This window comes from Erwinia sp. LJJL01, from assembly GCF_047300805.2.
Taxonomy (GTDB): Bacteria; Pseudomonadota; Gammaproteobacteria; order Enterobacterales; family Enterobacteriaceae; genus Erwinia; species Erwinia aphidicola.
The window spans coordinates 2,702,234-2,721,252 of sequence record NZ_CP178576.1 but is presented as its reverse complement, the minus strand read 5'-3'; the positions used below and the strand labels follow the sequence as shown (position 1 = coordinate 2,721,252).

The window sequence follows — 19,019 nt, the reverse complement described above, 5'->3', positions numbered from 1 at the left end:
ATTTCTCCAACGCCCGTGCTGGTTATCACCGGTGGCAATGACTGCCACCGTGCCCGCTCAAGGGCGATTATTTTTTGTTGTCTTTCACTTCTTCGAATTCAGCGTCGACAACATCATCGTCTTTCTTCGCACCGTCGGTGGCATCAGCTGCGCCGCCAGCGGCCTGCTGCTGCTGGGCGAACTCCATCAGCTTGCCGGACACTTCCATCAGAGCCTGCATTTTGGCTTCGATTTCCGCTTTGTCCTCGCCTTTCAGCGCGGTGTTCAGCTCAGCCAGTGCGGCTTCGATTGGCGCTTTGTCGTCTGCTGGCAGTTTGTCGCCCGCTTCGTCCAGCTGCTTACGCGTGCTGTGCGAGACCTGGTCACCCTGGTTACGGGTCTGTACCAGCTCTTCGAACTTACGGTCAGACTCAGCGTTAGCTTCGGCATCACGCACCATTTTTTCGATCTCTTCGTCATTCAGACCGGAAGAGGCTTTGATGGTGATCTTCTGCTCTTTACCGCTATTTTTGTCTTTTGCAGACACGTGCAGAATACCGTCAGCATCGATGTCGAAGGTCACTTCGATCTGTGGCATACCGCGCGGCGCCGCCTGAATACCGTCGAGGTTGAACTGGCCCAGCGATTTGTTATCCGCTGCACGCTTACGCTCACCCTGCACCACGTGAATGGTTACCGCAGACTGGTTGTCTTCAGCGGTAGAGAACACCTGGCTGTGCTTAGTTGGGATGGTGGTGTTCTTAGCGATCAGTGAAGTCATCACGCCGCCCATGGTTTCGATACCCAGCGACAGCGGGGTAACGTCCAGCAGCAGAACGTCTTTCACTTCACCGGCCAGCACGCCGCCCTGAACCGCAGCACCTACAGCAACCGCTTCGTCCGGGTTAACGTCTTTACGTGGCTCTTTACCAAAGAACTCAGCAACCTTCGCCTGCACCATTGGCATACGCGTCTGACCACCGACCAGGATCACGTCGTTGATGTCAGAAACCGACAGGCCAGCATCCTGCAGAGCCACTTTCAGCGGCTCGATAGAGCGTGCAACCAGGTCTTCTACCAGTGATTCCAGCTTCGCACGGGTCACTTTGATGTTCAGGTGCTTAGGACCTGTTGCATCAGCGGTGATGTACGGCAGGTTCACGTCGGTCTGCTGTGCAGAAGAGAGCTCAATTTTCGCTTTCTCTGCGGCTTCTTTCAGACGCTGCATTGCCAGCGGATCGTTGTGCAGATCGATGCCCTGATCTTTCTTAAATTCAGCCACCAGATAGTTGATCATACGGCTGTCGAAGTCTTCACCACCCAGGTGGGTATCACCGTTGGTTGCCAGAACTTCGAAGGTTTTTTCGCCGTCAACTTCGTCGATTTCGATAATAGAGATATCGAAAGTACCACCACCCAGGTCATATACCGCGATAGTGCGGTTGCCCTGACCTTTATCCAGACCGTAGGCCAGTGCCGCAGCGGTTGGTTCGTTGATGATACGTTTTACTTCCAGACCGGCGATACGACCGGCATCTTTCGTTGCCTGACGCTGCGCATCGTTGAAGTAAGCCGGTACAGTGATAACCGCTTCAGTCACTGGCTCGCCCAGGTAATCTTCCGCCGTTTTCTTCATTTTCTTCAGCACTTCAGCAGAGATCTGCGGAGGTGCAACACGCTGGCCTTTCACGTCAAGCCATGCGTCGCCATTATCAGCGCCGACGATTTTGAACGGCATGATTTTAATATCACGCTGTACTTCTTCGTCCTGGAAGCGACGGCCAATCAGGCGCTTAATCGCAAACAGGGTATTCTGCGGGTTAGTCACCGCCTGACGTTTAGCAGGCTGACCGACCAGTGTTTCACCATCCTGAGTGTAAGCGATGATCGATGGCGTAGTGCGATCGCCTTCTGCATTCTCCAGTACACGCGCTTTGCCGCCATCCATGATAGCTACACAAGAGTTAGTTGTGCCCAGGTCAATACCAATAATCTTACCCATTGAAACGTCTCCCACTTAAATTCATGTCAAATCAGGTTATGAACCAATAAATGCGGGCATTTTTTACAGTTTCAACTGCTCGCCCTGCGCTTTTTTTCCAGGTCCGTAGCCTCGGATGCCAAATAAGATGGGGCCGCGCAGCGCGGCATCAAGGGGGGAAGGTAAAAAAATTTTCACTTTGCCGCAAAAAAGTGGGCCAGCTGAAGCTGACCCACTTTTTGACGCGATTGGGAGAGTTACTGAATACTGACCTGTTTTAACAGCGATTGTCTGCCGGCATCGCGCTGCAGCCAGCAGCCGACCAGCACGCCAATCACCGCCAGCAGCAGAACGTAGTATGCCGGGGCCATTGGCGTCAGCTTCATCACCAGCGTCAGCGCGATCGGCGTCAGGCCGCCAAAAATGGCGTAGGCGATATTGTAAGAGAAGGAGATGCCGGTAAACCGTACCTCTGCCGGAAAGGCGCGCACCATCACAAAGGGCACCACGCCCACCACGCCAACGCACAGCCCGGCCAGCGCATAGGCGCTAAACAGATAAGCCGGTGCCGTGGCCGCGACGTGGAAAAAGGTATAGCTGGTCGCGGCCATCAGCACACTGCCGACAATCAGCGTTACGCCGGCCCCAATGCGATCGACCAGCGCCCCGGCAATGATGCAGCCAAAGATCAGCATCACGGTGGCAACGCTGTTGGCCTGCAGCGTCAGCGCCGCGGGCAGGCCGTGCAGTTTCTGCAGCAGCGCGGGGGCCATCAGCAATACCACCACAATACAGGCCGACAGTAGCCACGTGAGCAGCATCGAGACCACCACGCCATGCGTGTGGCGCAGCACCACCGTTTTCAACGGCAGCTCGCTCGACAGCGCTTTGCGCTGCTGCATCCGGGTAAACACCGGCGTTTCATGCAGCCAGCGGCGCAGATACATCGCCAGCAGTCCAAACCCGCCGCCCAGCAGGAATGGGATGCGCCAGCCGGTATCATGGATGCTTTGCTGGCTCATGGTCGTGGTAATCAGCGTTGCCACCAGCGAACCCAGTAAGATGCCGAAGGTCAGCCCGGCGGTCAGCGTGCCGCAGGCGAAGCCGATGCGTTTTTCCGGCACGTGTTCGGCAACGAACACCCAGGCGCCCGGCACTTCTCCGCCTATCGCCGCCCCCTGCAATACGCGCAGCAGCAGCAGTAACAGCGGTGCAGTAATGCCAATAGCGTCATAAGTCGGCAGCAGGCCCATGGCCAGCGTCGGCAGGGCCATCAGTAAAATGCTCAGGCTGAACATCTTCTTGCGCCCTTTACTGTCGCCAAAATGCGCCATGATAAGCCCGCCCAGCGGGCGCGCCAGATAACCGGCGGCAAAGATGCCAAAGGTTTGCAGCTGGCGCAGCCACTCGGGAATATCCGCGGGGAAGAACAGCTCGCCGATGACCGCAGCGAAGAAGACGAAGATGATAAAGTCGTAGAACTCCAGCGCGCCACCAAGGGCAGCCAGCGCCAGAGTTTTGTAATCCTGTCGGTTAAGACGGCGTGCGTGATCGGTCTGCATATGTTGTCAGAATGGCCCAGAGTCAGAAGAAAACAGTATCGTTGCCGCTGTAAAGCTGAGCTTACTATACCGTCAATTTTCTGCCACAGCAGCGAGCACTGGATCTTATGCCTGAAAAAATGAATTTTTAGCTATTTGTCTCGCGTCGGGCGCTTTTCGGGCGAAATGCTGCTACCACCTGCGGGTCCGTCTCGATATACGGCCCTTCCAGCAGCTGGATGCAGTAAGGCACGCTGGCAAAGATTCCGTGGACAAGGCTATTACTCTGCTCATCTTTCAATCCTTCCAGCGTCTCTGTAATTGACTTCGGCTGGCCCGGCAGGTTGATGACCAGCGACTGCTTGCGGATCACGCCAACCTGACGCGACAGGATGGCCGTCGGGACAAAGTTCAGGCTAATCTGGCGCATCTGCTCGCCAAAGCCCGGCATCTCACGGTCGGCAATCGCCAGCGTCGCGTCCGGCGTCACATCGCGCCGCGCCGGGCCGGTGCCGCCGGTGGTGAGCACCAGATGACAGAACAGCTCATCGACCAGTTCACAGATCGCCTGCTCAATCATCGGCTGCTCATCGGGCACCAGACGTTTTTCAATTTCAAACGATGTGGTCAGCGCCTTCCCCAGCCACGCTTCCAGCGCCGGTAAGCCCTGATCCTGATAGATGCCATTAGCGGCACGATCGGAAACGGAGATCAGGCCAATGCGTAGTGTATTCATAGGTTTTTGCCGTGAGATAAAGGGAGATTGAAGCAAGGATAAACCATAGCAAAGCAGGATGTATAGCGAGGGGAGAGAGATTAGAATTCAGGAATAGCCAAAACAATGGGAACTGTAGCAAGGCGGCAAATGCGCTCACCCCGCTACAGTTTAAGACTGCGGGCTATTACAGCAGGTCAGCAATCATCTTATCGAGCTTGCCCTGGTCGATGGCAAAGTTACGGATGCCTTCAGCCAGTTTCTGGACCGCCATTGGGTCCTGGTTGTGCTGCCACAGGAACTCGGACTCTGTCATTTTAGCCGGGCGCGCTTTCACTTCGCCCTGGTAAGAGAGCTTACGCTCCAGAGTGCCTTCGGTTTCAGACAGCTCTTTCAGCAGGCCCGGAGAGATGGTCAGGCGGTCGCAGCCGGCCAGTTCGATGATTTCGCCCACGTTACGGAAGCTGGCGCCCATCACCACGGTCTCGTAACCGTGCTGCTTGTAGTATTCGTAGATTTCAGTCACGGAAATCACGCCTGGATCTTCGTTAGGTGCGTACTCTTTCTTATCGGTGTTCGCCTTGTACCAGTCGAGGATACGGCCAACAAACGGGGAGATCAGGAACACGCCAGCTTCAGCACAAGCACGCGCCTGGGCGAAGGAGAACAGCAGCGTCAGGTTACAGTTGATGCCCTCTTTTTCCAGCTGCTCAGCGGCACGGATGCCCTGCCAGGTGGAAGCCAGCTTGATCAGGATGCGGTCATTGCTGATGCCGGCATCGTTATACAGTTTGATCAGGCTATGCGCTTTAGCGATGCTGCCTTCGGTGTCGTAAGAGAGGCGCGCATCAACTTCGGTAGAGATACGGCCAGGGACCAGCTTGAGGATTTCCAGACCGATGTTCACAGCCAGCTTGTCGGCAGCGTAGGAGATCTGCTCTTCTTTGTCACTGGTCTGCTCACGCGCCCAGCTCACCGCTTCGTCGATCAGCTTACGGTATTCCGGGATCTGTGCAGCGCTGAGGATCAGAGAAGGGTTAGTGGTGGCATCCTGAGGTTTGTAGAGTTTCATCGCCGCAATGTCGCCGGTATCAGCAACAACGGTAGTGAGTTGACGCAGGGAAGATAATTTGTCCGTCATAGTTGTCATTCTCATCAAAGTTGATTTGTCAGGGTGTTGAAAATGTCTGTCCCGGATGATAGCACGCGCACCCCGCCATGCAAGCAGTGCCGTTCCCCGTAACACAGCAGGAGAATGCCAGCGCACAAAATCACATTTTTCCCTGCATGCTCTGCGGGCAACAACGGCCAGATTCGGTGATAAACCTTCACCAATAGCAGCGATTCGTCACGCGAAGGCGCTTTTTTGCTAACATAGCTGCACACTGTTATCCGAAATCAGAGCGACTAAAAATTTTAAAAGGACGCGCGCATGTTGATGGTAATTTCTCCGGCCAAAACGCTGGATTTTGAAAGTCCGCTGGCGACCAAACGCTACACTCAGCCCGCGCTGCTGGATGAGTCACAAAAGCTGATTAACGTCGCCCGTAAGCTCTCCCCTGCCGATATCAGTTCGCTGATGCATATCAGCGATAAACTGGCCGTACTGAATGCCGAGCGCTTCAACGACTGGCAGCCGGATTTCACCCCGGACAACGCCCGCCAGGCGATCCTCGCGTTTAAAGGCGATGTCTATACCGGCCTGCAGGCCGAAACCTTCAGCGAGAAGCAGTTCGATTTTGCCCAGCAGCATCTGCGCATGCTCTCCGGCTTATACGGCCTGCTGCGCCCGCTCGACCTGATGATGCCGTACCGCCTGGAAATGGGGATTAAACTGGCGAATCCGGTCGGTAAGGACCTCTACAGCTTCTGGGGCGACAAGCTTACTGAAGCGCTAAACGCTGCGCTGGCGGAACAGGGCGATAACGTGCTGATTAATCTTGCCTCGGATGAGTATTTCAAAGCGGTGAAGCCGAAACTGCTGAACGGCGAGATTATCAAACCGGTATTTTTAGATGAGAAGAACGGCAAATTTAAGGTGATCAGCTTCTACGCCAAGAAAGCGCGTGGCCTGATGAGCCGCTATATCATTGAGAATAAACTGAGTAAACCGGCACAGCTGAAGACGTTCGATGTCGATGGCTACTTCTTTGATGCGGATGCCAGCAAGGGCAACGAGCTGGTGTTTAAACGTCACGAAGCCGTTTGAGCGCAGGGGCGCCCCTGCGGGTTCCCCAGAAATGACTGCTATCGCTAAACGTCTGTTAACCGGTCTGAGCTCATCCCCCCGTTAGCATCGTGCTGGCTGCGGGTTTTAAACCGCTACGCTGAAGCTTTGGGTGCCAGGAGGGAGGGCTGACCACAATAAGGGCCAGCCCCTGTGCATCAGGTTACTTTTTCAGTAAAAAAGCACGCAGATCGGCAAAGTCCGCTTTCATATTATGCGACAGCAGTTCCATGTCGGCGCGTTCGGCCAGGGCTTCCGGCAGCGGCAGCTGCTGCTCAAGGATTGCTTCCACGCTCTCCTTAAACTTCGCCGGATGCGCGGTGCCGAGGAACAGACCGAACTCCCCTTCCTGCAGCTGATCGCGCAGCAGGCGGTAAGCGATCGCCGCGTGTGGCTCAGACAGGTAACCGATATCCGCCAGCTCGCGCATGGTGGCTTTGGTTGTCTCATCACTGACGGCACCGTAGCCAAGATCCTGCAAGCGCCAGGTTTTGCGGCGGAAAATCTCTTCCACGCGCGGCCAGTTGTTTGGCTGCGACACATCCATCGCGTTCGACAGCGTGGCAACCGTCACGTTTGGCGTCCACTCACCCTTTTCCAGGAAGCGCGGCACGGTATCGTTGGCATTGGTGGCGGCGATAAAGCGCTTCACCGGCAGGCCGAGCGATTTCGCCAGCAGGCCCGCGGTCAGGTCGCCGAAGTTACCGCTTGGCACTGAGATGACCAGCTGATTACGCTTCTCCTGCGGCAGCTGTGCGACCGCCTCGAAGTAGTAGCAGATCTGCGCCAGCAGGCGGCTGATGTTGATCGAATTCGCCGAGTTCAGGCCAATGGCTTTTTTCAGCGCTTCATCGTCAAACGCCTGTTTCACCAGGGCCTGGCAGGCATCAAAATCGCCGTCGATGGCAATCGTTTCAATATTGCCACCGAGGGTGCAGAACAGCTTCTCCTGCAGCGGGCTGATTTTGCCCTGCGGGTAGAGGATCACCACGCGCACGTTATCCATGCCGTAGAAGGCATGGGCAACCGCTGCACCGGTGTCGCCGGAGGTGGCGGTCAGAATGGTGATCTGCTCATCGGCATCGCTAACGTAGGCGAGCATCTGCGCCATAAAGCGGCCGCCGAAGTCTTTAAATGCCAGCGTCGGGCCGTGGAACAGCTCCAGCGCCGAGATATCCTCAGTCACTTTCACCACCGGAGCCGGGAAGGTAAACGCCGTTTTCAGGCGCTCGTTCAGCTGGTGCGGGGCAATTTCATCGCCGATAAAAGCCGAGAGAATTTTGCTGCTGCGGGTCACGAAATCCATCTCGAGCATCTCATCGATGTCGGTCAGTTCGAACTCAGGCAGCTCCAGTGGAAAGAACAGGCCCTGCTGTGTGCCCAGCCCCTGCTTCACCGCTTGTGCGAAGCTCACCTGCTCGTTGTGATCCTTAAGATTGTACAGTTTCATGCGTTATCCCAGTTTACGTGCGCCTGCCGTGTCTAAACGGCAAATATGGACGAAGCCTTCATCATTTTGCAGATAGTGCTGACGCAGCCACTCTGCCATGCGTTGTGCGGTATCCGGCTGGTTGCACACGGCAAACAGCGTCGGGCCGGAGCCGGAAATACCGCAGGCCAGCGCACCGATATCGGCGGCGGCCTGGCGAGCTTGTGCGAAGCCCGGTAACAATTTGGTGCGGTACGGTTCGGCAATCACATCCTGCATCAGCTTCGCGGCCAGCAACGGCTGCTGCGTATGGCAGGCGTGGATAAAACCGCCGAGATAGCGACCGTGGCGAATAATCTCCTCTTTGCGATACTGCGCAGGCAGGATCGCACGGGCTTCGGCGGTAGAAACCTTAATCCCCGGATAGGCCATTACCCACAGCCAGTCACTAAAGCCTGGCACCTGCTGGCTGATGATGCCGTTCTCTTCCAGCATCAGCTGCATGCCGCCGAGGAAGCAAGGCGCCACGTTATCATAGTGAACGCTGCCGGAAATACGCCCTTCTAACTCGCCCATCAGCGCCAGCAGCTCCGTGTCGTTCAGCGGTTTGCCGCAGTGTTCGTTCATCGCCATCAGGCCCGCCACTACCGAGCAGGCGCTGGAGCCAAGGCCGGAACCAATCGGCATGTTTTTTTCCAGCGTCATCTTCACCGGTACGCGCTTGCCGATCGCCTCACAGAAGCGGTCCCAGCACTGATAGACAATATTCTCTTTGGGGTCGGCAGGCAGTTTGCTGACAAAGCTGCCTTCATTGTGCAGGCTGAACTCGCTGGCCGCTTCCACGGTCACGGAGTCCCCCAGCAGGGTGCCATCAACCGGCGACACCGCAGCCCCGAGCACGTCAAAACCAACGCTGACATTGCCAATTGAGGCAGGGGCATGAATTTTAACCATGATTAAACTCCCAACTTCCACGACAGAGTACGTAACAGATCGGCAAACACCCCTGCCGCGGTCACATCATTACCGGCGCCATAACCGCGCAGCACCAGTGGGATTGGCTGATAATAGCGGCTGTAGAAGGCCAGCGCGTTTTCACCGTTTTTCACTTTATACAGCGGATCGTTGCCGTCAACCGCATCGATCTTCACTTTACAGATGCCGCCCTCTTCAATGGCACCGACAAAGCGCAGCACTTTACCCGCATCGCGGGCGCTGGCGACTTTTGCCGCCATGCTGTCATCCAGCTCCGGCAGGCGCGCCATAAACGCTTCCACATCGGCAATCGCGGTCAGTTCTGGCGGCAGCAGCGCTTCAATCTCAATGTCGCTCAGCTCCAGCTGATGCCCCGCTTCGCGGGCGAGGATCAGCAGCTTACGCGCCACGTCGAGGCCGGAGAGATCTTCCCGCGGATCCGGCTCGGTAAAGCCCATCTCACGCGCCATTTTCGTCGCGTCAGAGAGCGATACGCCCTCATCCAGCTTGCCGAAAATAAACGACAGCGAGCCAGAAAGAATACCCGAGAAGCTGATCAGCTCATCGCCGGCATTCAGCAGATTTTGCAGGTTCTCAATCACCGGCAGACCGGCACCGACGTTGGTGTCATAAAGGAACTTACGGCGCGATTTTGCCGCCGCCGCACGCATCTGCTGATAGTAATTCCAGCTTGAGGTGTTGGCCTTTTTATTCGGCGTCACCACGTGGAAACCGTCGGCGAGAAAATCAGCGTACTGGTCGGCGACCTGCTGGCTGGAGGTACAGTCGACAATCACCGGATTCAGCAGGTGATACTCTTTCACCAGACGATTCAGACGGCCCAGATCAAACGGCTCCTTCGCCGCCTTCAGCTGTTCCTGCCAGTTCTCCAGCGGAATGCCGTGCACGTTGGTCAGCAGCGCGCGTGAATTGGCGATACCGCAGACGCGCAGGTCAATATGCTTGTTCTTCAGCCAGCTCTGCTGACGATGTAGCTGGTCGATTAGCGCAGCACCCACGCCACCCACGCCGATAACGAACACTTCAATCACCTGATCGGTAGCAAACAGCATCTGATGCACCACGCGCACGCCAGTGGTTGCTTCGTCATTATTCACCACCACCGAAATGGAGCGCTCGGAGGAGCCCTGTGCAATCGCCACAATATTGATGTTGGCGCGCGCCAGCGCGGAGAAGAACTTGGCAGAGATGCCGCGCAGCGTGCGCATGCCGTCACCCACCACCGATATCACCGCCAGATGCTCCATCACGTCCAGCGGCTCCAGCAGGCCATCTTTCAGCTCCAGATAGAACTCATCTTCCAGCACGCGGCGCGCACGCGCCAGCTCGCTCTGCGACACGCAGAAGCTGATGCTGTATTCGGACGACGACTGGGTGATCAGCACCACCGAGATCCCGCTGCGCGACATTGCCGCAAACACGCGTGCCGCCATGCCGACCATGCCCTTCATTCCCGGGCCAGAAACGTTGAACATCGCCATATTATTCAGGTTGGTGATGCCTTTCACCGGGTTATCTTCATCACTACCGTCGCCGCCGATCAGCGTGCCGGGGGCCTGTGGGTTGGCGGTATTTTTGATCAGGCAGGGGATTTGAAACTGGGCAATAGGTGAGATAGTGCGCGGGTGCAGCACTTTGGCGCCGAAGTAGGAGAGCTCCATCGCCTCCTGATAAGACATTGATTTTAACAGACGGGCGTCCGGTACCTGGCGCGGATCGCAGGTATACACGCCGTCAACGTCGGTCCAGATCTCACAGCAGTCCGCACGCAGGCAGGCAGCCAGCACGGCGGCTGAGTAGTCAGAACCGTTACGGCCCAGCACCACCAGCTCACCGCGTTCGTTACCGGCCGTAAAGCCCGCCATCAGCACCATATTGCTGGCCGGGATCAGGCGTGCGGCGATGCGGCGGGTGGATTCGGCAATATCAACGGTGGATTCCAGATAGTGGCCGACGGCCAGCAGCTGCTCAACCGGGTTAATCACGCTGACGCCATAACCGCGCGCCTGCAGCAACCCTTCCATGATGGCGATAGAGAGCTTTTCACCGCGACAGATGATGGCGGCATTGACACTGTCCGGGCACTGACCCAGCAGCGCGATACCGTGCAGCACCTGCTTAAGCTGGGCAAACTCCTGGTCGACTACCGCTTTCAGCTTGTCGCCGTTAAAGCCAGGCTGGGCTTCAGCCAGCCCCTGCAGCAGTTCGGCAAAAATGCGCTCGGCATCAGTGATGTTCGGCGTGGCGTCCTGGCCGCTGATGGTTTTCTCAATCATTGCCACCAGGTGATTGGTAATCTTCGCTGGCGCGGACAATACGGTAGCGACCTGTCCCTGCTTTGCATTGCTTTCCAGAATGTCAGCCACACGCAGAAAACGTTCCGCATTGGCTACCGAGGTTCCACCGAATTTCAGCACTCGCATGTTCAAGCTCTCCTGAATTTTTGCCGAAAAAAAAGCCCGCACTGGTTAGGTGCGGGCTTTTTTTTGATTTTTCCTGTATGCGTCAGCCCGCACCGTTACCTGTGGTAATGGTGGTGGTAATAATGATTGTGGCAATCAGGCTGTGTTTACGCATTTTGGATTTATTCTGTCTGTAAAATCTGTCGGCCTTCAGAAGTAAAGCAAACGGTCGGCCAAGTCAATTTTTTTATCAAACGGCACTTTTCGTGCCGCGATGCCCGCTCAGCCTTTTTCGCTTCGTCGCCGATCTGTTCTGTTACGCAGAGAAAAAAAGGCAGTAAAACGCGCTAATTTTTTACTTTTTGCCAGCGTTTTTATCTATAAGTTTTTTTTCTACGTCATGCAGCAGTCGGTGCAGCATAGCGGTATCGCGCTGCTGCAGCAGGCCCAGTCGCTGCTGCATCCAGTCCGCCAGCTTTTCGTCTGCGGCCACGTCCAGCTGATGCAGCAGATTCTCAGCACGCTGGCGCAGTGCATCCAGCTGTGGCACTTCTGCCGCAGCGGCCGTTTGCGCACTCACCTGGCGCAGCGCGGAGAGCTGATAGCAGTAAACCATCACCGCCTGGCCCAGATTCAGTGACGGGTAGTCAGACGCCATCGGGATGCCGGTCAGCAGGTCAACCTGTGCCAGCTCCTCGTTGGTCAGCCCGCTGTCCTCGCGGCCAAACACCAGCGCGGCGCTTTTGACCCACTGCTGCTTCTCTTCCAGTACTGTCTGTACCTGCTGCGGCGTCGCGTAATAGCGGAACTTCGCCCGTGCGCGGGCGGTCGTCGCAATGCTGAAATCGATATCCGCCAGCGCCGCGCTTAGCGATCCCCACTGGGTGGCATTTTCCAGAATCTCGCCCGCGCCGTGGGCCACCCGTTTTGCTGCCGGGTCGAGATGCGCCTGACTATCGACGATGCGTAATTCGCTAAACCCCATGGTTTTCATGGCACGGGCGGCAGCACCCACATTTTCAGCACGCGCAGGGGCAACCAGGATCAGAGGAAAACGCATAGATATCCCAATATAGAAAAATGACGGCGCCTACTTTGCCATGCCCGCCCTTAAAAATCCAAACGGCATTAATTAACAGTAAAGCAACGCTATTTCCCGCCGATTTAAATTCGTTGGATGCAGTGTTATACTCATTCTTTATTGATTAACTTATAAAATTGGTTTTTTCACAGACAAAAACATTATCTATCAATCAATTAACATTTGTTAAAAACAACGTAAACCTGCTGTTAACTATTCACGCTAAAAGGTGACCTTCTCTACGGGTTTGTGAGCTAAGCTGGCAATCTGGGAAGAGTTTTTCACAAAAGTGTTAACGTGCTACAATTGGTTTGATATAAGTCAACTAAGCGTTGTTTTGTTGCGTAATGGTTGTTGCCTTTGCTGTTATGTTGCTGTTAATGCAGTTAGGATATACACCGTTTTGAGCACTGCCGGGGCATGCAGGATTCATCCTAATGGCTGCGCTACATATGTTGTTGACGGTAATGGATGGTGTATCAAGAACATAATTCTGTACTGCTGTTGTTATGCTTCTGGCTCTGAACACTGGGTTTTGCCAGCGCCAACAGCGGTATGCCCTGTTTCGATATTGTTGGCAATTTTAGGTAGCGAACACATGCAGACCCCGCACATACTTATCGTTGAAGACGAATTAGTCACTCGTAATACGCTCAAAAGTATTTTTGAAGCCGAAGGCTACATGGTTTATGAAGCTACAGACGGCGCTGAAATGCACCAGATCCTGACTGAAAACGACGTCAATCTGGTGATTATGGACATCAACCTGCCGGGTAAAAATGGCCTGTTGCTGGCGCGTGAGCTGCGCGAGCAGGCCAATGTTGCCCTGATGTTCCTCACCGGTCGCGATAATGAGGTGGACAAGATCCTCGGCCTTGAAATCGGTGCAGATGATTACATCACCAAACCGTTCAATCCGCGTGAATTAACCATTCGCGCACGCAACCTGCTGTCACGCACCATGAACCTGGCGGCAGTGAGTGAAGAACGTAAGCTGGTTGAAGCCTACCGCTTTAACGGCTGGGAGCTGGATATTAACAGCCGTTCACTGGTCAGCCCACAGGGCGAGCAGTACAAGCTGCCGCGTAGCGAATTCCGCGCCATGCTGCACTTCTGCGAAAACCCTGGCAAGATCCAGACCCGTGCCGATCTGCTGAAGAAAATGACCGGCCGCGAGCTGAAACCGCACGACCGTACCGTCGACGTGACGATTCGCCGCATCCGTAAGCATTTCGAATCGACTCCGGACACCCCGGAAATCATCGCCACCATCCACGGCGAAGGTTACCGCTTCTGCGGCGATTTGCAGGATTAATTGCAGGGGCCACCTGTAAATTGACATTCTGCCGTAGGGGTCGACCTTCTTTTCCGGTCGACCCGTATCAAAGGTCCGGTCGACCTGTATCAAAGGTCCGCTCGACCCGCGTCAATCCCGTCAGGTACGTTATTTATTTCCCCACGGTATAATCGGTACCGCGCTAAGTGCATTCTTAGGTGAACCGTCGACAACCTTGTCTGAATAGCTCAGGTAGACCAGCGCGTTGCGCTTCCGATCGTAAAAACGCACAACTTGCAGCTTCTTGAAAATAAGCGATGTCCGCTGACGGAATACCACCTCCCCTTCCGCTTTGCCTTTGGCAATCTTATCGCTGATCTCTACTGGGCCAACCTGCTGACAGGAGATGGCGGCATCAGAGGTATCCTCAGCCAAACCCAGCCCCCCTTTGATTCCGCCGGTTTTTGCCCGGCTGATATAGCAGGTCACATTTTTCACATCAGGGTCATCAAAGGCTTCGACCACTATTTTATGATCGGGACCGAATATCTTAAAAACGGTGTCCACAGAACCCACCTGTTCAGCCTGTGCGGCCCAGGATGTGGCTATCACTGACGCGGCTACTAACACTTTTTTAATTGTCATCACGTTACCATTTCAAAGAAAATAGATGCCATTGTAAGTTAACTTAAACGCAAACGCCTACCTATAACTATTTCTTGATTTGTCGTTAACCTGCAGTGATTAAGCGGATTCTTACCGCTAAAATTCAACACCTTGCTTTGCAATTAATGCTAATATTCGTCGGCTTTGCTTATCTGCACCAACACTGAGTAATATGAGGACGATTTATGGACCAAGCCGGTATCATTCGAGATTTGCTTGTCTGGCTGGAGAGCCACCTGGACCAACCGTTATCGCTGGATAACGTGGCGGCGAAGGCAGGATATTCAAAATGGCATCTGCAAAGAATGTTTAAGGACGTCACCGGTCATGCGATTGGCGCTTATATTCGCGCCCGCCGCCTGTCAAAAGCGGCAGTGGCACTACGCCTGACCAGCCGGCCAATTCTGGACATCGCTTTACAGTATCGTTTTGATTCCCAGCAGACCTTCACCCGGGCCTTCAAGAAACAGTTTACCCAGACCCCTGCCTGGTATCGCCGGATATCAGACTGGAATGCCTATGGCCTGCGGCCTCCTATTCGCCTTGGCGATAGCAAACTGCCTGAACCTACGTGGGTCAGTTTGCCGGAAACCGAGCTGATAGGGCAAACCCAAAGCTACACCTGCACTCTGGAACAGATTTCTCGCTTTCGCGATGAGATGCGCCTGCATTTCTGGCGCCAGTTCCTGACTGAGACCGATACGGTTCCGCCGGTGCTGTATGGCCTGCACCAGTCGCGACCGAGTGCGGAAAAAGATGATGAGCAGGAGATCCTGTATACCACCGCCGTGACGTCCGATCAGATGTCCAGCCAGCTTCATGCCACTCAGCGGGTGATGTTGGAAGGCGGGGATTACGTACAGTTTACCTATGAAGGGCCGCGTAGCGGTCTTCAGGAGTTTGTCCTGCAAATCTACGGAACCTGTATGCCGACACTGAAACTGACACGTCGCCACGGTCAGGATATTGAGCGTTTCTACACCCACGGCGGTAAGAAGCGCGCTGAACCTCCGGTCGATATTCGCTGTGAATATCTGATCCCGATCCGTCACAATCAGGATTAAGCAGACAGATGTCAAAAGGGCCGCTCACTGCGGCCCTGTTTATCTCAGGCATTCCATTAGCGCTGCAGTTCGTCGAGTGACGTCTGTTCAAGATGCGCCACATCCCCGGCCGTTTCCACCACCCAGCCAGAAGCCAGCCACGCGCTCTGTTGATGATCAACCCGAGAGAGGGAACAGTTGCGCAGGCGCAGACGGCGTTCAGCATTCGCTGGCAGCCCCAGAATGGTGCTCAGCAGCACGCCCAGCGCCATGCCGTGGCTGACAATCAGCGGACGGCTCCCCTCGGGCAGTTCGAGGCAGGCATTGAGCGCCTGATGCATGCGCGCCGCCATTTCGCTCATCGACTCCCCTTGCGGGATGCGGCCATTGACGGTGCCATCCACCAGCGTTTTGCGCCAGCCCTCTTCCTCAGCGCTGAGTGAATCCAGCTGGCGCTGTTCCAGCACGCCCATATTCAGCTCACGCAGGCGTGGGTCGAGTGTCACTTCACAACCGCAGGCATCGGCAATGATCTCGGCGGTACGGCGGGTACGGCCCAGATCGCTGGCGATCACATGGGTAATTCCGAGCTGCTTCACTCGCTCCCCCACCTGATGAGCCTGCTGCTCTCCTTTTTCAGTCAGCGCGCTGTCTGACTGGCCCTGAATGCGACGAGCCGCATTCCATAGCGTTTCTCCGTGGCGAACAAGATAGACCTGTAACATGCTTTTTTCCGTTATACTGCGACAAATTTGCGTAGAGGGTTCAAACAATTATGTACCATGTTGTCGCTGCTACCATCAATCCCGCCAAAATTAAGGCAATTTCTCAAGCGTTCAGCGATATATTTGGCGAGGGATCCTGCCATATTGAAGGTGTCGAGGTCGATAGCGGCGTGGCCGCACAGCCGATCACAAACACAGAAACGCGAACTGGCGCACGTCAGCGCGTGATGAATGCTCGCCAGGTCAGACCAGAAGCCGACTTTTGGGTCGCGATTGAAGCCGGTATTGAAGATGACAGCGCCTTCGCGTGGATGGTGATAGAAAACCATAAGCTGCGTGGTGAATCACGCTCTGCCAGCTTCACCCTGCCGGCGATTGTGATGAAGGGCATTCACGCCGGGCGCGAGCTGGGTGATGAGATGGCGCGCCTGACCGGTGTTGAGAATATTAAGCACAAAGGTGGTGCTATCGGGGCGTTTACCGCAGGCCATCTGACGCGCACCAGCGTTTACCATCAGGCGCTGATCCTCGCGCTGTGCCCGTTCCATAACGACATCTATCAGCGCAAAGCCGATGATGGCTCAGACCTTATCTGAGCCATTTAGCAGCTGCGCCTCCAGCCACTGCTTCAGGGCTGGCGGCGCACTTTTCAGGCTGTTCGAGCCACGGGTAATCGTGGCAATCCCCGCACCCAGCTCATTCTTCAGCTCACGCTGGCTCATCTTGCCGCGCATCAGCTCTTCAATAATCCGTAGCCGGGTTCCCAGCGCTTCACGCTCGTCCGGGGTCAGCATCAGCTGCAGCAGCGGCAGATGCAGCTCACCCTGATAGGCGCGCTGTAGCAGCGTGACAAAGCGCAGCCAGTCTTCATTGGCTGGCTCTGCGGTAACGGGAATGGGTGCATGTTCGTTCATGATAGGCCGCCATACTATTTAACTAGTACGGAAGCATATCATCATCACCTACAGACTTGAAGCAGCGATCAGTAGCGCTGCTGCCACTCGCTGTCGGCAAACAGCTTATCGGATTTATTCAGGAAGTGGCGGTAGTAAGCGTCATACGCCAGCACGTTCTTCACGTAGCCACGGGTTTCTGAAAACGGGATCGTCTCGACAAACGCCACCACGTCAATGCGCCCGGCGCTGTTGCCCTGCCAGGTGCGCACCCGTGACGGACCCGCGTTGTACGCCGCCGAGGCAAAGATACGGTTCTGACCAAACTGCTGATAGACCGATTCCAGATACTGCGTACCAATCTGGATATTGGTTTCCGCATCCAGCAGCTGGCTGCTGTTGCTGTAGCCCGGAATAGCAAATTTAGTCACGGTGTGCTGCGCCGTGGCGGGCATCACCTGCATCAGGCCCGCTGCGCCCACCGGAGATCGCGCTTTCGGGTTCCAGGCGCTCTCCTGGCGTGCGATCGCCATGGCATAGCTGATCGGGATGCTCTTGCCGCTGATATTGCGTTCAAACTGCGGCTGCCAGGCGATGGGGAAACGCTCCTGCAGGCTGTTCCACAGTTTGCCGGTGATCGTCGCCTGCACGCTGAGATCCCACCAGTTCTGCTGGCGCGCGTAGCTGGCCAGCATCTGCTGCTGCGAGGTGGTGCGGCTGGAGACCAGGTAGCTCCACTCGCTGCGCGCCAGGTTATCCATCCCCCAGTACATCAGCTCGCGCACGCGGGCAATCTCAGGGCCGCTGGTCAGGCTGCTGTCGACCGCCGGGGCTTTATCGACCTGCAGCGGATAGTCCACGCCCAGCTTTTGCGCAGCGGCCATCGGGTAGAAGCCGCGCTCCTGCATCAGCTTGCGCAGAATGCCTTGCGCTTCATCCTTGCGCCCCTGCTCCAGCAGCAGGTCGGCCTGCCAGTACTGCCACTCGTCTTTCTCTTTTGCTTCCACCGGCAGACGGGCGATCCAGGTATTCATACCGCGGCGATCGTTATTGCCGAGCGACATGCGCACCCGCCGCTCAATCAGCGACGTTGAATCGCTGCGCATCACCACATCGTCGCGCCAGCGCGCCTGTTCGCTGGTGATATCGTTGCCCATCAGACGCCAGGCCACCGTCTCTTTCAGCTCCTGCGCCTGCTGCTCGTCGAGCTTTTGCAGCTGCACCAGCGTCGGGATCATCTGGCGCGCATTTTCCACATCGCTGCGCGCCACGCTGGCAAAGGCAATCACCGTGGCCTGGCGGGTAAAGTCGGTCGGCCCCACGCTGCGTGCGAAGCTCTCAATGGTGCCCGGATTGTTTTGCAGATCCATCACCGCATTGGCAATGGTCTGATAATCCTGCGGCAGCTGCTTAGCAAGGAAATTCACCAGGCTCGAGTTGCCCGCCTTCATCGCCAGGCGGATACGCTCCAGCGTGGTGATCGGGTTTTGCTGCCCGGCCTGCTGCCAGACGGTAAACAGCTTGTCGCAGGTAGCGGGCAGCGAGGTTCCGGTCAGCCAGATCGACTTGGCTCCCTCCCAGGCCACCTGCTGCTCGCCGGTTGCCCATTTGGCGTAATACCAGTTGCAGCGCGCCGCCACCGGCTTCGGCGCCTGCGGGCTGAACACCAGCAGCCCGCGCCAGTCTTCGCGGCGGGCCAGTTCATTAACAAAGCGTGAGGAGAGCGAGCGCACCGGCGGCAGCGTCGGGTAACGTTGGATAAATGCGTTCACCGCCAGCCCGGTCTCCTGATCGAGGTTCTGCGCCAGCTGGCGATACTCCAGATAGGGATAGAGCGGATAATCGCGCAGCGTCGGCATCAGCTGGTCGACGGTATCCATCTGCTTGCTGTCCCACGCCTGCTTAATTTGCAGGTAGCGGGTACGCTGTTCATCCAGTGAATCCGCCCAGGCACTGCCGGTGGCTGCCGTTAAGCACGCCGCTACTACCCATAACTGCCACTTGTCCGCCATGACTTTCCCCACGTTACCGCCTTAATTATCCTGAACCGCGAAATGTATCCCCT

Annotated in this window: 17 protein-coding genes and 1 other annotated feature; of the genes, 4 read left to right on the top strand and 13 right to left on the bottom strand. The window is 56.0% G+C overall.

Features of this window, described 5'->3' with window-relative positions:
• Positions 1-67: 67 nt before the first annotated feature.
• The 4 genes from dnaK to tal all read right to left on the bottom strand — a co-directional run bounded on the left by dnaK (position 68) and on the right by tal (position 5,357).
• A complete protein-coding gene (gene dnaK, locus ACLI4M_RS13455) occupies positions 68-1,981 on the bottom strand; it encodes a molecular chaperone DnaK (protein WP_048914789.1) in 1,914 nt (637 codons plus the stop codon).
• A gap of 236 nt (positions 1,982-2,217) precedes the next feature.
• Positions 2,218-3,522 carry an MFS transporter gene (locus ACLI4M_RS13450; RefSeq protein ID WP_099753894.1) on the bottom strand — a complete coding sequence of 435 codons (1,305 nt, stop codon included), beginning with the start codon at positions 3,520-3,522 and terminating at the stop codon, positions 2,218-2,220.
• Between the two features lie 127 nt (positions 3,523-3,649).
• Positions 3,650-4,237: a molybdopterin adenylyltransferase gene (mog, locus tag ACLI4M_RS13445; RefSeq protein ID WP_133624579.1), complete on the bottom strand. Its 588-nt coding sequence runs from the start codon at positions 4,235-4,237 to the stop codon at positions 3,650-3,652.
• 166 nt (positions 4,238-4,403) lie between these two features.
• Positions 4,404-5,357, bottom strand: a complete 954-nt coding sequence (tal, locus tag ACLI4M_RS13440; protein WP_133624581.1) for a transaldolase — start codon at positions 5,355-5,357, stop codon at positions 4,404-4,406.
• Positions 5,358-5,648: 291 nt separating this feature from the next.
• Between tal and yaaA the strand changes: the two genes are divergently transcribed.
• Positions 5,649-6,425: a peroxide stress protein YaaA gene (yaaA, locus tag ACLI4M_RS13435; RefSeq protein ID WP_099753895.1), complete on the top strand. Its 777-nt coding sequence runs from the start codon at positions 5,649-5,651 to the stop codon at positions 6,423-6,425.
• 181 nt (positions 6,426-6,606) lie between these two features.
• On the opposite strand, the gene thrC is transcribed toward yaaA, so the two are convergent.
• The 5 genes from thrC to ACLI4M_RS13410 form a co-directional block, all read right to left on the bottom strand.
• Positions 6,607-7,893 (bottom strand): threonine synthase, encoded by a 1,287-nt coding sequence (thrC, locus tag ACLI4M_RS13430; protein WP_048914784.1) that lies wholly within the window; start codon positions 7,891-7,893, stop codon positions 6,607-6,609.
• A gap of 3 nt (positions 7,894-7,896) precedes the next feature.
• A complete protein-coding gene (gene thrB, locus ACLI4M_RS13425) occupies positions 7,897-8,826 on the bottom strand; it encodes a homoserine kinase (RefSeq protein ID WP_133624583.1) in 930 nt (309 codons plus the stop codon).
• A 2-nt stretch (positions 8,827-8,828) separates the two neighbouring features.
• A complete protein-coding gene (thrA, locus tag ACLI4M_RS13420; RefSeq protein ID WP_048914782.1) occupies positions 8,829-11,291 on the bottom strand; it encodes a bifunctional aspartate kinase/homoserine dehydrogenase I in 2,463 nt (820 codons plus the stop codon).
• 25 nt (positions 11,292-11,316) lie between these two features.
• Positions 11,317-11,438 (bottom strand) — a sequence feature (Thr leader region).
• Positions 11,374-11,445, bottom strand: a complete 72-nt coding sequence (thrL, locus tag ACLI4M_RS13415) for a thr operon leader peptide (protein WP_133625123.1) — start codon at positions 11,443-11,445, stop codon at positions 11,374-11,376. Its footprint overlaps the feature before it by 65 nt.
• A 180-nt stretch (positions 11,446-11,625) precedes the next feature.
• Positions 11,626-12,330, bottom strand: a complete 705-nt coding sequence (locus ACLI4M_RS13410) for a tRNA/rRNA methyltransferase (RefSeq protein WP_133624585.1) — start codon at positions 12,328-12,330, stop codon at positions 11,626-11,628.
• Positions 12,331-12,949: 619 nt separating this feature from the next.
• On the opposite strand from ACLI4M_RS13410, the gene arcA reads away from it, so the two are divergent.
• A complete protein-coding gene (gene arcA, locus ACLI4M_RS13405; protein ID WP_048914780.1) occupies positions 12,950-13,666 on the top strand; it encodes a two-component system response regulator ArcA in 717 nt (238 codons plus the stop codon).
• 129 nt (positions 13,667-13,795) lie between these two features.
• On the opposite strand, the gene creA is transcribed toward arcA, so the two are convergent.
• The gene (gene creA / locus ACLI4M_RS13400; RefSeq protein ID WP_133624587.1) at positions 13,796-14,272 is read right to left on the bottom strand and encodes a protein CreA; all 477 of its coding nucleotides are present in this window, start codon (positions 14,270-14,272) and stop codon (positions 13,796-13,798) included.
• 206 nt (positions 14,273-14,478) lie between these two features.
• Here creA and robA point away from each other — a divergent pair, with 206 nt between their 5' ends.
• On the top strand, positions 14,479-15,357 hold the full coding sequence (robA, locus tag ACLI4M_RS13395; RefSeq protein ID WP_048914778.1) for an MDR efflux pump AcrAB transcriptional activator RobA: 879 nt from the start codon (positions 14,479-14,481) through the stop codon (positions 15,355-15,357).
• A gap of 56 nt (positions 15,358-15,413) precedes the next feature.
• On the opposite strand, the gene gpmB is transcribed toward robA, so the two are convergent.
• A complete protein-coding gene (gpmB, locus tag ACLI4M_RS13390; RefSeq protein ID WP_062818081.1) occupies positions 15,414-16,061 on the bottom strand; it encodes a 2,3-diphosphoglycerate-dependent phosphoglycerate mutase GpmB in 648 nt (215 codons plus the stop codon).
• A gap of 50 nt (positions 16,062-16,111) precedes the next feature.
• Here gpmB and yjjX point away from each other — a divergent pair, with 50 nt between their 5' ends.
• Positions 16,112-16,657: an inosine/xanthosine triphosphatase gene (gene yjjX / locus ACLI4M_RS13385; RefSeq protein ID WP_048914776.1), complete on the top strand. Its 546-nt coding sequence runs from the start codon at positions 16,112-16,114 to the stop codon at positions 16,655-16,657.
• Here the strand turns inward: yjjX and trpR are convergent.
• Positions 16,643-16,975 (bottom strand): trp operon repressor, encoded by a 333-nt coding sequence (gene trpR, locus ACLI4M_RS13380; RefSeq protein ID WP_048914775.1) that lies wholly within the window; start codon positions 16,973-16,975, stop codon positions 16,643-16,645. The two genes, yjjX and trpR, sit on opposite strands and share 15 nt — an antisense overlap.
• A 68-nt stretch (positions 16,976-17,043) precedes the next feature.
• Entirely contained in the window at positions 17,044-18,966 is a 1,923-nt protein-coding gene (gene sltY / locus ACLI4M_RS13375; protein ID WP_133624589.1) for a murein transglycosylase, read from the bottom strand.
• Between the last annotated feature and the right edge of the window lie 53 nt (positions 18,967-19,019).